The organism is Alysiella filiformis (assembly GCF_014054525.1).
GTDB classification, from domain to species: Bacteria; Pseudomonadota; Gammaproteobacteria; order Burkholderiales; family Neisseriaceae; genus Simonsiella; species Simonsiella filiformis.
Genome location: NZ_CP059564.1, coordinates 785,412 through 799,455 on the forward strand (window position 1 = coordinate 785,412; position 14,044 = coordinate 799,455).

The following is a 14,044-nucleotide window of genomic DNA, read 5'->3' on the forward strand; positions in this document are numbered from 1 at the left end:
GATTCAGTACCTTTTTATTTGTTATTTATTCAAAAGTTTTTTCATCAAACGACTGAGCAGACCGCTTTTCTTCGGTTTTTCTTCCTCTTCATCGTCATCATCGTCGTCATCATCATACTGATTGACGTTGTTGGGGCGTGTTGCCGATGCAGGACGCGCGGTTGGTTGCGGACGTTCAACTTGTACTTTGGCTTGTGTGGCTGTGGCAGAAGTGCTTTCGGCTGCCTGTTGCGTAATCACCAAATAATCCGTTAAATAAGTTGCCGCAATGTAGTTCAAAATGTCGCTCATTTCCAAAGGCATCATTTTGTACAACATGTTTAAGCTTACCGTGGTTTTGGTCAAAAATGCCGACAAACGCATGGATTCAGGCAGCGGTGCCAAACGGGTTAAGTTGGGCCAGCCGCGCAAATGGAATAAAGTATTCGGATTTAAAGGGTGTGCCAAACGACCATTTGCCGTCCAAACTGCCACTTGCCACATGCACGATGTGATGGTGGCATTGGCGCGTTCCACAATGGGGCTGTCTTCGGCGATGGCTTTAACCGTTAAGGCAGGGTTTTCTTGGCGACACAATTGTTGCAGCGTATTGGAATCGGGCACCCAAACACGTTGAGCATTGGGGAAAATTGCCAATACAGGTTTGTTTTCAAACAAAATAACCGTATCTTTGGGTTGAGCCAGCAATTCGCGGAATTTGCCCAATACGCCCAAACGTGGGTCAAAACGCGGAATGGTTACTTCCACCGCACGTTGAGGTTGTGCGGCAGGCTGCTGTTGGGCTGCCTGAACCATTTGTTGAACGGGCGTTTGTTGATTGGGTGCAGCGCTGCGCATTTGTTGGCTTGCGCCACTGTGTACCGCATTGTTGGCACCAGGGTGTGCCACCCAAACGCCATTGCCTTGCATCAAGTTGCGCAAACTCAAAAACAAAGTGTCAAATTTAATCGGTTTAGACAAATAAGGCGCAGTAATGTTGGGTGGATTTTTAGAAAAGAAAACCACCACACTTTTGGGATAATCGGTTTTGGCTTTGTGCCATGCCGATACACCCATGGGGCTGTCTGCGTCCACAATGACCAATTCGGGTTTATCAACTGCGGAATCCGCACCAATCACTTGATAATTGGTGGTGCTGTGCATTTTGAATGCCATTTTAAACATGGCTTGTTGCTGTTCGTCCATTGCAACAAACATCAGCTTTACCGTTTTTACTTGTGGGATACTATTGTTCATATTTTAATGTCCAAATGAGCCATTATTAAAACGTTGCAGTAATTGGCTCATTGCCAACACCACTTCTTCGGGTAAGGATTGAATTTGCAAGCGAAGTTCTTGCAACAATTTTTCCAAACGCTCCCACTCTTCCGCACGTTCATACAAATCAAACAAGGCAACATACAATTGAGATTCTTGTGGGTAATCGCGAATGGCTTGTTCCAAAATCTCCATAGATTGGTCTAATTGACCATACATCAACAAAGATTCGGATTCTTTCAAAGCGCGTTCGGCAGGGGTGCGTGGTTCCGCGTCCACATCGGCATTTTCAATGACCAGTGATTTGTGGCGGGCTTTTTTCACGCTCGCGCCCGCATCCAAAAAGCCTTGTTGAATGCCAATTTCACGCAAAACGGCGGTGTCGGCAGGGTTGGCTTCCAAGCTGTCAAACACGGGGTGGTTGCCCAAATTGTAGCCCCAGCCCAACATGCGTTCTTTGACTTGGCGACCATATTGTCCCAAGCTGAAATACAAATTCCACAAATGGCTGGCAAAGCCGTTTAAATTGTTGGCGCGATAATCAAAAGTCAGCGCGTCAATCAACAAGGCAGCAGGGCGACCCGATGCGCGAATGGCTTTGTTCAAATATTTGTTGGCGGCTTCGTAAGACAAAGAACCGCGCAACAAGCGCACACTTTGTTCGGGATTCATGAATGCCAGCACCGCGCCTTTTTCTTCGTTGCTGACTTGACCCAAGCCAGCCGAGCCTGTAACCAGCAATTTGCGCGACAACAAGCGGGCTGATTCTTCTTCCTCTTGCAATTTTTTCTTGTTGCGCATGGCTTTGCTGTTTTGTTCTTGTACAGGTGGCATACCTGTTTGTTCGCCAATTTCTTGGGCGGTTTGTGTTACCGTCCAGCCCAAGCGCGATTCAGCCAGCACGCGCAAGCCCAAGTGGTTTTCGTCCAATGCCAAACCGCGTTTCACATAATCGGTTACGGCTTCGGTAGAAAGCAGGGCTTGGTAAGAAAGCAGGGCGTTGGAAACATCATCAACGCGTTTGGCTTCCATCCACAAATCAATCAGTTCGCTGACCAAGGCGGTGTCGGCTTTGTCTGGATTGTTTTGCAAATACAGACTCAATGATTCGGCAGCCTGTTCAAAATAGCCAAATTGTTTGTAAACATTAAATTCGGTTAAGGCATCAACGTCTTGCACCGAAACTTTGGTATCATCAACAAATTGGGCAGAGGCTTCGTTTGTCCAGCCCCATTCGCCGTCTTCTTCTGCTGTTTCGCCTTCGGTTTCGGCTTGGTTTTCCATGGCAACAGATTCAGCTTGTTTGGCTTTGTTTTTCTTGCCTTTGCTGGTTTTTTTGCTGCTTTGGGCTGCTGCTTTTTGTTGCTTTTGTTTCATCATCAACAAAATGGCAATCAGAATAATGCCTCCACCACCTGCGGCAAGCATCATCGGATTTAAATCGTCCATAATCCCTCCCTAAAAAAAACTGAACTGGGCAGCTTGATGTGTTTCATTATTAAGCCTATTCCTATTAAAAGTGTGTGTTGGTATGTTGAAATAAATTCGGATATTTTCCTATTTTATCATCATTTTTACATTGTGATAAAACCTTTTGTTGTTGCCGATGGCGACTTTTTGGAAAAAAGGGCGATTCGGTGTGCAAATAAAGTGGCATTTGGGGCTTGCCAAAGGGCGCGTTTTCTGTTTTAATACGTTTTTTACAGCGATTGGTTAGATAGCTCAGTCGGTAGAGCAACGGATTGAAAATCCGTGTGTCGGCGGTTCGATCCCGCCTCTGACCACCAAATTTTTATCCCTGAAACTTTTTCGGTTTCAGGGATTTTTGCATTTCAGGCTGAAACCTTTGCAAAACTCGGTTCGTAGGGGCAGATTTCATATCTGCCCCGTTTGGGTTTGCAGAAATTTTCATTTTTATCAATAAATTGAAAAAAGGGCGGATATGAAATCCGCCCCTACGTTAGTTTAAAAGTGGGTTTTGCAAAGGTTTCAGGCTGCCTGAAAAAGGTTTTCCCCCTTTCAGGCAGCCTGTTTTTCACTTCACATCAATTATTTTGATGTGTTCAATTCTGTGCGCAATTTTTGGGTTACGCTCATCATTTTTTCGAGTTGCTCAATGGTTTCCGTCCAACCGCGTGTTTTCAAACCGCAGTCGGGGTTTACCCACAAACGCTCAACGGGCACCACATTCATTGCTTTACGCAACAGGTGTTCAATTTCACTTTCTGCTGGCACGCGTGGGCTGTGAATGTCGTACACGCCTGGACCGATGTCGTTGGGGTATTTGAATTCGCCAAATGCGGTAAGCAAATCCATGTCGGAACGTGAAGTTTCAATGGTAATCACGTCCGCGTCCATGCTGGCAATGGCGGGCAAAATGTCGTTGAACTCGGAATAGCACATGTGGGTGTGGATTTGCGTGCTGTCTTCTGCGCCTGTTGATGACAAGCGGAAGGCTTCGCAAGCCCAATCCAAGTATTCATTCCATTGTGATTTTTTCAATGGCATGGCTTCGCGGATTGCGGGTTCGTCAATTTGAATGACTTTAATGCCTGCTTTTTCCAAATCCAACACTTCATCGTTCAGAGCCAAAGCGATTTGTTTTGCCACCACGCTCAAAGGCACATCATCGCGCACAAACGACCATTTGAACATGGTAACAGGACCTGTCAGCATGCCTTTCATGGGGCGTTTGGTCAAAGATTGGGCGTAGGAAGACCAGTAAACCGTCATTGGGTTGGGGCGAGACACATCACCGAAAATGATGGGCGGTTTCACGCAGCGTGAGCCGTAAGATTGTACCCAACCAAATTGCGTAAAGCAGTAGCCTGCCAACTGTTCGCCAAAGTATTCCACCATGTCGTTGCGTTCGGCTTCGCCGTGTACGGGTACGTCTAATTGCAATTTTTCTTGAATTTCAACGCAGTAGGCAATTTCTTTTTTCATTGCCGCATCATAATCAGCCGCAGACAATTCGCCTTTTTTGAATGCGGCACGCGCAGCGCGGATTTCAGCCGTTTGTGGGAATGAGCCGATGGTGGTGGTGGGCAAAATGGGCAATTTCATCCATTCTTGTTGCGCTTTGATGCGCGTTGCGAATGGCGATTTGCGTTGGTCTGCACCAGCAGGCAGGCTTTCCAAACGTGCTTGTACGGCAGCGTTGTGGATTTTTTTGTTGGTGGCGCGGTCGGCGGCGGCTTCGTCAGAGACTTTTAAGGCAGCCTGAACGCTGTCTTTGCCGTGTTCCAGAGCTTGTTTGATGATGCCCAATTCCACCAATTTTTGGGCGGCAAATGCCATCCAGTTTTTGATTTCGGGGTCAAGTTTTTCTTCCACCGCCAAATCTTGTGGGCTGTGCAACAATGAGCAGCTTGGCGCAATCCACAAATTGTTGCCAAAAATTTCTTTTACAGGCTGCAAAGTGTCGATGATTTTGGTCAAATTCGCTTTCCACACATTGCGACCGTCCACCAAGCCGATGGACAATACTTTGCTGCTGGGGTAGTGGTCGGCAAAGGTTTCCAGTTGTGGGTAATCGCGCACGCAGTCAATGTGTACACCGTGTACAGGCAGGCTGCTCAACAATTTAACGTGTTCGCCCACGCCAGCGAAGTAAGTGCCGATGATGATGCGAACGCCTGTGTTGGTCAATTCTTGGTACACTTCGGGGAAGGCGTTTGTCCAAGCCTCGCCAGCGTCCACCGCCAAAATGGGTTCGTCAATTTGAATCCAATCCACGCCTTCGGCAGCCAATTCGCGCAATAATTGTGCATAAACAGGCAGCAATTTGGGCAACAAGGTTTTGATGGTGCAACCAAATTCTTCTTTTTTCTTACCCAACCACAACAAAGTCAAAGGACCAACCAAAGTGGGTTTGATGTCATAACCCTGTGCTTTGGCTTCTTTGATTTGTGCGATTAAACGCGCAGAATGTGCCGAAAATTCGGTGTTGGCATACCATTCGGGTACGATGTAGTGGTAGTTGGTGTCAAACCATTTGGTCATTTCCATGGCAAATTGGGTGGCGTTGCCGCGACCGAGTTGGAAATACTGTTCCAAAGTCAAATTGGCAGGGTCAAAGCCGAAACGTTTGGGGATTGCGCCAACCGCACACAACAAATCCAACACATGGTCATAGAAAGAAAAATCGCCCACAGGCAGCAAATCGGCACCTGCGGCTTTTTGGGTTGCCCAGTTCAAACGGCGGATTTCAGCCGCCACTTCTTGCAATTCGGCTTCGCTTTTTGCGCCTTTCCAAAAGGCTTCTACGGCAAATTTCAATTCGCGTTTTGCGCCCACGCGAGGGTAACCAGATAAGTGAAATGTGTTCATAGCAAATGCTCCATCATCATTTAGATTAACCAAAAACGTGATAATCGCTGTTTTTTTACATGAATGCAACTGCTAATTTTGTGTTTTGTGAATGAAATTGATTCATGTGGTGGGGTTTTTCAGGCAGCCTGAAAGCCCAGTTTTTTGCGAATGGGAATTTTTATCATTTAAAAAATTGATATGCTTAAATATTTTTAAATCGGCAACTTTTAAACTCGCCCAAAAGGGTTTAAAATGGCGCGTTACAAAAATTTACTTTTGAAATGCGGTCAATCATGTTGGCAAACTATTTTCCCGTTTTGATTTTTCTCATCATTGGTTTGGTGGCAGGCATAGCGTTTATTGTGTTGGGCAATTTGCTCGGGCCCAAACGTCACTACCACGAAAAAGACACACCCTTTGAATGCGGCTTTGAAGCCTTTGAAAACGCGCGCATGAAATTTGATGTGCGCTATTATTTGGTGGCGATTTTGTTCATTTTGTTTGATTTGGAAGTCGCTTTTATGATTCCGTGGGCGGTGGTATTTAAAGATTTGATGGCGGAAACGGGCGCGTATGCGTTTTGGTCTATGTTGGTGTTCATTGTCGTTTTGACGGTGGGCTTTGTTTATGAATGGAAAAAAGGTGCGCTGGAATGGGAATAGAAGGCGTTTTAAATAAAGGTTTCGTTACCGCCAGCGCGGACACCGTTTTGAATTATGTGCGTACAGGCTCTTTGTGGCCTGTTACCTTTGGTTTGGCGTGCTGCGCGGTGGAGATGATGCACGCGGGCATGGCACGTTATGACCTTGACCGCTTTGGGATTATTTTCCGCCCATCGCCACGCCAGTCGGATTTGATGATTGTGGCTGGCACTTTGTGCAACAAAATGGCACCCGCCTTGCGCCGCGTTTACGACCAAATGGCAGAACCGCGTTGGGTGTTGTCTATGGGTTCGTGCGCCAATGGGGGTGGCTATTATCACTATTCCTATTCGGTGGTGCGTGGCTGCGACCGCATTGTGCCTGTTGATGTGTATGTACCAGGTTGTCCGCCCACTGCGGAGGCTTTGTTGTATGGCTTGATTCAGTTGCAGGGCAAAATTAAGCGGACTTATACGATTGCGCGACATTAAGATTTTTTTCAGGCTGCCTGAAAGCATAAAGGTGTATTAAATGAACGAATTGCAACAATTATTAGACCGCCAAGCCCTACGCGATGTGGTGGATACCTTTTCCAATTTGGCGGACGAATGGCGCATTCACGACCAAGTTGTGCAACTGTTTACCTCCGATGCGGTTGTGAACACGCATATTGGCGGTCAACTGGTTTATGAAATGCAAGGTCATGAGCAAATTGAGCAGGTATTTACCGATTTTACCAAGCAATTCAAAACGATGTATCACGCCAATGGTCAGCATACGGTTACGTTTCACAGCGAAACGACTGCCAGCGCGGTGCTGTATTGCATGGTGAAATTGGCAAATGAAACCGAAATTCAAACGCATTCCGTTCGCTATCTTGATGATTTTGTTAAACAAGACGGTAAGTGGCTGATTGCCAAGCGCGTTGCCCATTTTATGATTAGCGAAAGCCATTCGCTTTAATTGTGCGGCGAGCATTTCAGGCAGCCTGAAAAGATTTTTCAGATAATGAAAGCCATGATGATGACGGAACAGGCGATTATTGAAAAAATTTTTGACGATTACATGAATGCGGTCATTCAAGCCGATTTTGAGACCATTCGCCAACTGTGCGATAAAAATTTGACGCTTACCCATGTAACGGGTTATGTGCAGCCATTAGAAGATTTTTTGGCATACATTCATCATGGCACATTCCATTATTTTTCTTATGAAAAACAGATTTGCCGCATTACCATCAACGGCAATCAAGCCGAAATGTATGTAAAAGGGCAAACCGATGCAGAAATTTATGGTACACGCAAAATTTGGCAAATCGGTCAAACCCTGTCATTTGCCAAACAGAAACAAACATGGCAAATCATGAAAATTGTGGTGTAGCCGTTTTTCAGGCAGCCTGAAAAAGTAGGGTGCATCTTGATGCACCATATTAACACATTGATTTAATTGATTTGGTGCAACAACTTGCACCCTACGAAAAAGATAAACTGGGAACGAAAAATGCACGTTATTGATTTACAGGCAGCCTGCACCGAAATTTTGGGCGAAAAAGCCAGCAAAATCAGCTTGGCATTTGACGAAATCACCGTTGAATGCCAGCCTGAACACTATTTGGACATCATGACCACCTTGCGCGACCACCCCGAATTGCATTTTGAAAGTTTGGTGGATTTGTGCGGTGTGGATTACAGCACCTACAAAAACCAAGTGTGGCACGGCAAACGCTTTGCGGTGGTCAGCAACTTGGTTTCCGTGAAAAACAATCAGCGCATTCGCGTGCGCGTGTGGGCGCAAGACGACCATCTGCCCATGGTGGAAACCGTTACCCCCATTTACAACAGCGCAGATTGGTATGAGCGTGAAGCCTTTGATATGTATGGCATTATTTTCAATCATCACCCCGATTTGCGCCGCATTTTGACCGACTACGGTTTTGTCGGACACCCATTCCGCAAAGATTTCCCCATTTCAGGTCATGTGGAAATGCGTTACGATGAAAATGAAAAATGCGTGGTTTATCAACCTGTTACCATTGAGCCGCGTGAAATCACACCGCGCATAGTACGCGAGGAGAACTACGGTGGCTAAATTACGCAATTACACAATCAACTTCGGTCCTCAACACCCAGCCGCGCATGGCGTATTGCGCCTGATTTTGGAATTGGAGGGCGAAACCATCGTCCGTGCCGACCCACACATCGGTTTATTGCATCGCGGCACGGAAAAGCTGGCTGAAACAAAAACTTATCTGCAAGCCCTGCCGTATATGGACAGGCTGGACTACGTTTCCATGATGGTAAACGAGCAAGCCTATTGCATGGCGATTGAAAAATTGATGGGCATTGAAGTCCCCATTCGCGCCAAATACATACGCACCATGTTTGCCGAAGTAACGCGCATTTTGAATCACTTAATGGGCGTGGGTTCGCACGCGCTGGACATTGGCGCAATGACCGCGATTTTGTACGCTTTCCGCGACCGTGAAGAGTTGATGGATTTGTACGAAGCCGTATCGGGGGCGCGTATGCATGCGGCTTATTTCCGTCCAGGGGGCGTGTACCGCGATTTGCCCGATTTTATGCCCAAATACGAATCCAGCAAATACCGCAACGCCAAAGTATTGAAAGAATTGAATAAATCGCGCGAAGGCACGATGTTGGACTTCATTGACGCATTTTGCGAACGTTTCCCCAAAAACATCGACACGCTGGAAACCCTGCTGACCGACAACCGCATTTGGAAACAACGCACGGTGGGCATAGGCGTGGTGTCGCCTGAACGTGCCTTGCAAAAAGGTTTTACAGGCGTGATGTTGCGCGGTTCGGGCGTGGAGTGGGACATTCGCAAGAAAACCCCTTACGAAGTGTACGACCAAGTGGATTTTGACATTCCTGTGGGCGTGAATGGCGATTGCTACGACCGTTATTTGTGTCGTGTCAATGAGATGCGTCAATCGGTACGGATTATCAAACAATGTGCCGACTGGTTACGCGCCAATCCGAATTTGCCCGTGATTGTGGAAGACCAAAAAGTCGCGCCACCCAAACGCACCGACATGAAAACAGGTATGGAAGATTTGATTCACCATTTCAAATTGTTCACCGAAGGCATGCACGTTCCCGAAGGCGAAACCTACACGGCGGTGGAACACCCCAAAGGCGAGTTTGGCATTTACATGATTTCCGATGGTGCAAATAAGCCGTATCGCCTGAAAATCCGCGCCCCAGGTTTTGCCCATTTGCAAGGCATGGACGAAATGGCGCGTGGGCATATGCTGGCAGACGTGGTGGCGATTATCGGTACGCAAGATATTGTATTTGGCGAAGTGGACAGATAGCTTTCAGGCAGGCTGAAAACGAGAATATATAAACTGAAAACGAGAATATATAAAAATGAGTACATTTAATGGCATTGGAACGCAATTTGTTGGCGAATGCTGTCAAGAAGAAGATGGTTCGTATATTGCAACTTATTGGTTTACGATTTTACACATTCCCATTATTCCCTTTTATAGCGCACGAATTCATGGGCAATATTCAGAAGAAGTGGCAATGGGACATTCAACTTTGACGGAGTACGAAGAATTACCGTTGTATTTTCCGCAAGTGATAAGAACGTATGCTTATTTAGCCATGATTGTCGGTTTGTATCATTTTATTCAAACTAAATTCAAAGCTGGCGATAGTAACCCACTGATTTGGATAGGTTTAGCATTACCGCTTTTAGCTTTGCCTTGGATTATGCGTTATTTTGCACGGAAAAAAGCAGGTTGGCGTTAAAAATAGGCAAAACGATTTTTCAGGCAGCCTGAAAATCAAATTATTATTTTATTTTAGGATGATAAAATGTTATCCGCACAATCATTAAAAGAAATTGACATTGAATTAGCCAAATACCCCGCCGACCAACGCCGCAGTGCGGTGATGGGCGCGTTGCGGATTGCCCAAGTGGAATTGGGCTGGCTGAAACCCGAAACCATTGAATTTGTGGCAAATTACATTGGCATACCTGCCATTGCCGCTTATGAAGTGGCAACGTTCTACAATATGTACGATTTGCAACCTGTGGGCAAATACAAGCTCACGGTTTGCACCAACCTGCCGTGCGCCTTGCGCGGTGGCGTGGACGCAGGCGAATACCTGAAACAAAAACTGGGCATAGGCTATGGCGAAACCACCGCAGACGGCAAATTCACGCTGGTAGAAGGCGAGTGCATGGGCGCGTGTGGCGATGCCCCCGTTATGCTGTTGAATAATCACAAAATGTGCAGCTTTATGGACGCGGCAGCGATTGACGCGAAATTGGCGGAATTGCAGTAAAGGTTTTTCAGGCTGCTTTTGGGATATGGGAAATGGTAGGGTGGACACTGTCCACCAAAACATTCAAATCATTCAATGAAATGGTGGACGATGTCCACCCTACATGGGTAGTGTGGCATTTTCAGGCTGCCTGAAAATATATTTAAGGATAAAACATGAAAAAACTAATTACATTATTTATGTTATTTGTTCCAGTAATTTCAACAGCTCAAAATATTAATAGTGATGGTGAGCTTGAAAAATATTTATCTGATTATGCAAAAGAGAGTGCTAAATATCAAATTTGTGGTGAATATGATAGAGCAGATATTGCAAATATAGGTATTTATTTTGATGAAATTTTGTCTGCAAATTATTTGAAAAAACAAATTAAAAAGCATGGTTCGCAAGAAAAAGCAGCAGATGCAGCAGTTAATAAAGCTCAATCTATGGCGGTAGAATATCAGCATAAATTGGTTGAAAAAGGTATTCCAAATGGAATGTGTGATAAATTGTTGAGTGGAGAAAGTAGTGAAGCCACTGATGATATAGATAATGAGGTTGTAGATACAACTTCTTTGGAAAAAAGCAGTTCTAAAAAAAGTAATACTGTAACGACATCAAAGCAGAATACTGTTGTAAATCACAAAAAAGAACAAAGCAATAATAAGAAGAAAGAACAAAGTAATAATAAAAAGGTTATGAAATCAAATCAAAATCCTACGCTAGATGGTAAAGTAAGTCGTAAAAAACAATATCATAGTAGTGGTAATGATTGTGCTTGTGTAGATTATAAAGTGTGTTATGGACCTCGTGGTGGACGATATTGTATTACTTCGGGTGGAAATAAAAGGTATAACCCTTAAAGAATTGATATTAAAATCAAAGTTTAGGGTACATACCACGCACCAAAAAATTGACAAATTCACAAATAAAACGGTGCGTAATACGTACCCTGCATTAAAGCGAGGCATTTTCAGGCTGCTTTGCTTGCCCCCACCCTAACCCTCCCCCGTTTGGGACGGGGGAGGGGACAGATTGCAGTAGCGACAAAATAATGTTGGTATAAATTGAAAATGGCAGAAAAAAGTCTTTCAGGCAGCCTGAAACAGCAGAATAAGCAGTAACCTGTTCCCTCCCCCGTCCCAAACGGGGGAGGGCTAGGGTGGGGGCAAAACAGTATGCCAGAAACAACCCGTAACCGAGTTTTAAAACCTTATGCACAAAATTTACGCAAAAATATGACGTTGGCAGAACAACATTTATGGTATTTTTTGCGAAAGAAACAATTAAACGGCATCAAATTCCGCCGACAACAGACAATAGGCAGTTACATCGCTGATTTTGTCAGCATGGAACACAAATTAATTATTGAATTAGATGGTGGACAACACGCCGAACAAATCGTTTACGATAATGCGCGAACCGAATTTTTAAACAGTCAGGGTTATCGTGTTGTGCGATTTTGGAATAATGAAGTTTTACAGAATACTGAAGCAGTTTTAGAACAGATTTTGAAATATTGTGGCAGCGATTGCCCCCACCCTAACCCTCCCCCGTTGGAGACGGGGGAGGGGACAAATGAGTGGAAGATTGACTATTTCAGGCTGCCTGAAAATAAAATAAATAGGTAGAAAACATGGCAATTTATCAATCAGGCGTGATTTTTGAAAACGTCCCCACACAAGACCCCAACTGCTGGACACTCGCCGCTTACCAAGCGCGTGGCGGTTACAGCGCGTTACGCAAAATTTTGAGCGAAAAAATCCCCCAAAACGACATCATTGACGAAGTGAAAACTTCGGCTTTGCGCGGTCGCGGTGGCGCAGGTTTCCCAACGGGCTTGAAATGGAGCTTTATGCCGCGCTCTTTTCCAGGTGCAAAATATGTGGTCTGCAACACAGACGAGGGCGAACCAGGCACATTCAAAGACCGCGACATCATCATGTTCAACCCCCACGCGCTGATTGAAGGCATGATTATCGCGGGCTACGCCATGGGCGCGGCATCGGGTTACAACTACATTCACGGCGAAATTTTTGAAGGTTATCAACGCTTTGAAGCCGCATTAGTCGAAGCCCGTCAAGCAGGCTTTTTGGGCAAAAACATCATGGGCTTGGGCTTTGATTTTGAGCTGTTCGCCCACCATGGCTATGGCGCGTACATTTGTGGCGAAGAAACCGCCTTGTTGGAAAGTTTGGAAGGCAAAAAAGGTCAGCCACGCTTTAAACCGCCATTCCCAGCCAGCTATGGTTTGTATGGCAAACCCACCACCATCAATAACACGGAAACGTTTGCCTCCGTGCCGTTCATCATCAAAGATGGCGGACAAAAATTCTTGGCGCAGGGCGTGGAAGGTGCAGGCGGCACGAAACTGTTTTCCATTTCAGGACACGTTGAACGCCCTGGCAATTACGAAGTGCCGCTCGGTACGCCATTTGCCGAATTGTTGGCGATGGCGGGCGGTATGCGTGGCGGCAAGAAATTGAAAGCCGTGATTCCAGGTGGCTCGTCTGCGCCTGTGTTGCCTGCCGACATCATGATGGCGTGCAATATGGACTACGATTCCATTGCCAAAGCTGGCTCAATGCTTGGTTCGGGCGCGGTGATTGTGATGGACGAAGATGTTTGCATGGTCAAGGCTTTGGAGCGTTTGGCGTATTTCTACCACGAAGAATCGTGCGGTCAATGTACACCTTGCCGTGAGGGAACAGGCTGGCTGTATCGCGTGGTACACCGCATTGCGACTGGCAAAGGTCGCCCCGATGATTTGGATTTGCTGGACAGCGTGGGCAACAATATGGCTGGACGCACCATTTGCGCGTTGGCGGACGCGGCGGTGTTCCCCGTTCGCAGTTTTACCAAGCATTTCCGCGCTGAATTTGAGCATTATATTGAGCATGGCAAGCCGATGAAAGAACATAAGTGGGGTGGGTGGTAAAGCTTTTTCAGGCTGCCTGAAATTTGTGGTATTTGAATATTTTTTATACTCAATTTAGGTATTTATAATTATGTTGATTGTTGAAAATAAAGAAGAGCTTGAAACTGCAATAAATAATAAAGTTGATGAATTTATTATTGTTGGTGAGCTTTTTGATTTAATGAAGCAAGCAGAAACTGTTAAACAAACTAGTAAATGGATATTAGGTTTATTAGCTTTATCATTGGTTGTAGGTGCTGTTACGAATAGTAATGCTGCTAAAAATGTTATGGGTAGCTCCATAACTGATGAAGTTTTTAAAGATAGTGTTTATCAAGCAAATTTTTTTAATTTTGCTGAGAGTGTTGGCGTTGAAAACCCTACGACTGCTACCACGATAGCAGGTATTTCTATGCTCATTTATAGTGCTATTGCTGTAATTGGTATTAGTGTTTTAATTGCATTTTATTATAATTATAATACTGTTGAAGTGAATGTAGATATTGGGGGAGTTATTAAGACGGGCATGAAATGCAGTAAAAAATAGGACGGTAGAGTAGGGTGCGCCCTGCACACCAAACACATTGAAATATTAAATAATTGCTGTAAAAAAT

The 14,044-nt window shown here is 45.3% G+C and carries 15 protein-coding genes and 1 tRNA gene; 13 read left to right on the forward strand and 3 right to left on the reverse strand.

The genetic code is table 11. The features are described 5' to 3' along the window. Positions 1 to 21: 21 nt before the first annotated feature. Together H3L97_RS03825 and H3L97_RS03830 are read right to left on the reverse strand one after the other, a co-directional pair. On the reverse strand, positions 22 to 1,236 hold the full coding sequence (locus tag H3L97_RS03825) for a DNA-binding transcriptional response regulator (protein WP_097113836.1): 1,215 nt from the start codon (positions 1,234 to 1,236) through the stop codon (positions 22 to 24). A gap of 3 nt (positions 1,237 to 1,239) precedes the next feature. After that, entirely contained in the window at positions 1,240 to 2,706 is a 1,467-nt protein-coding gene (locus H3L97_RS03830) for a type IV pilus assembly protein FimV (RefSeq protein ID WP_097113837.1), read from the reverse strand. A gap of 262 nt (positions 2,707 to 2,968) precedes the next feature. On the opposite strand from H3L97_RS03830, the gene H3L97_RS03835 reads away from it, so the two are divergent. Further along, positions 2,969 to 3,044: transfer RNA gene (locus H3L97_RS03835), tRNA-Phe, on the forward strand. A gap of 262 nt (positions 3,045 to 3,306) precedes the next feature. On the opposite strand, the gene metE is transcribed toward H3L97_RS03835, so the two are convergent. After that, positions 3,307 to 5,589 (reverse strand): 5-methyltetrahydropteroyltriglutamate--homocysteine S-methyltransferase, encoded by a 2,283-nt coding sequence (gene metE, locus H3L97_RS03840; RefSeq protein WP_097113838.1) that lies wholly within the window; start codon positions 5,587 to 5,589, stop codon positions 3,307 to 3,309. A 275-nt stretch (positions 5,590 to 5,864) separates the two neighbouring features. Here metE and H3L97_RS03845 point away from each other — a divergent pair, with 275 nt between their 5' ends. The 12 genes from H3L97_RS03845 (at position 5,865) to H3L97_RS03900 (ending at position 13,977) form a co-directional block, all read left to right on the forward strand. Continuing rightward, positions 5,865 to 6,233, forward strand: a complete 369-nt coding sequence (locus H3L97_RS03845; protein ID WP_097113839.1) for an NADH-quinone oxidoreductase subunit A — start codon at positions 5,865 to 5,867, stop codon at positions 6,231 to 6,233. After that, complete coding sequence (locus H3L97_RS03850; RefSeq protein ID WP_097113840.1) at positions 6,224 to 6,703, forward strand: NuoB/complex I 20 kDa subunit family protein; 480 nt, start codon at positions 6,224 to 6,226, stop codon at positions 6,701 to 6,703. The genes H3L97_RS03845 and H3L97_RS03850 overlap by 10 nt, the downstream gene beginning before the upstream one ends. Before the next feature lie 40 nt (positions 6,704 to 6,743). Further along, entirely contained in the window at positions 6,744 to 7,175 is a 432-nt protein-coding gene (locus H3L97_RS03855; protein ID WP_097113841.1) for a nuclear transport factor 2 family protein, read from the forward strand. Positions 7,176 to 7,229: 54 nt separating this feature from the next. Next, positions 7,230 to 7,592: a nuclear transport factor 2 family protein gene (locus H3L97_RS03860; RefSeq protein ID WP_179655792.1), complete on the forward strand. Its 363-nt coding sequence runs from the start codon at positions 7,230 to 7,232 to the stop codon at positions 7,590 to 7,592. A gap of 120 nt (positions 7,593 to 7,712) precedes the next feature. Next, a complete protein-coding gene (locus H3L97_RS03865; protein WP_097113843.1) occupies positions 7,713 to 8,300 on the forward strand; it encodes an NADH-quinone oxidoreductase subunit C in 588 nt (195 codons plus the stop codon). Then, on the forward strand, positions 8,293 to 9,549 hold the full coding sequence (gene nuoD / locus H3L97_RS03870; RefSeq protein ID WP_097113844.1) for an NADH dehydrogenase (quinone) subunit D: 1,257 nt from the start codon (positions 8,293 to 8,295) through the stop codon (positions 9,547 to 9,549). The genes H3L97_RS03865 and nuoD overlap by 8 nt, the downstream gene beginning before the upstream one ends. A gap of 55 nt (positions 9,550 to 9,604) precedes the next feature. Then, entirely contained in the window at positions 9,605 to 9,991 is a 387-nt protein-coding gene (locus H3L97_RS03875; protein ID WP_002642676.1) for a hypothetical protein, read from the forward strand. A gap of 66 nt (positions 9,992 to 10,057) precedes the next feature. Continuing rightward, a complete protein-coding gene (nuoE, locus tag H3L97_RS03880) occupies positions 10,058 to 10,531 on the forward strand; it encodes an NADH-quinone oxidoreductase subunit NuoE (RefSeq protein WP_097113845.1) in 474 nt (157 codons plus the stop codon). A gap of 155 nt (positions 10,532 to 10,686) precedes the next feature. Beyond that, the gene (locus tag H3L97_RS11815) at positions 10,687 to 11,376 is read left to right on the forward strand and encodes a hypothetical protein (RefSeq protein ID WP_097113846.1); all 690 of its coding nucleotides are present in this window, start codon (positions 10,687 to 10,689) and stop codon (positions 11,374 to 11,376) included. Positions 11,377 to 11,691: 315 nt separating this feature from the next. Next, on the forward strand, positions 11,692 to 12,144 hold the full coding sequence (locus H3L97_RS03890; RefSeq protein ID WP_097113847.1) for an endonuclease domain-containing protein: 453 nt from the start codon (positions 11,692 to 11,694) through the stop codon (positions 12,142 to 12,144). A 5-nt stretch (positions 12,145 to 12,149) separates the two neighbouring features. Beyond that, positions 12,150 to 13,451, forward strand: a complete 1,302-nt coding sequence (gene nuoF / locus H3L97_RS03895) for an NADH-quinone oxidoreductase subunit NuoF (RefSeq protein ID WP_097113848.1) — start codon at positions 12,150 to 12,152, stop codon at positions 13,449 to 13,451. Positions 13,452 to 13,521: 70 nt separating this feature from the next. After that, positions 13,522 to 13,977 (forward strand): hypothetical protein, encoded by a 456-nt coding sequence (locus tag H3L97_RS03900; RefSeq protein ID WP_097113849.1) that lies wholly within the window; start codon positions 13,522 to 13,524, stop codon positions 13,975 to 13,977. Positions 13,978 to 14,044: the final 67 nt, after the last annotated feature.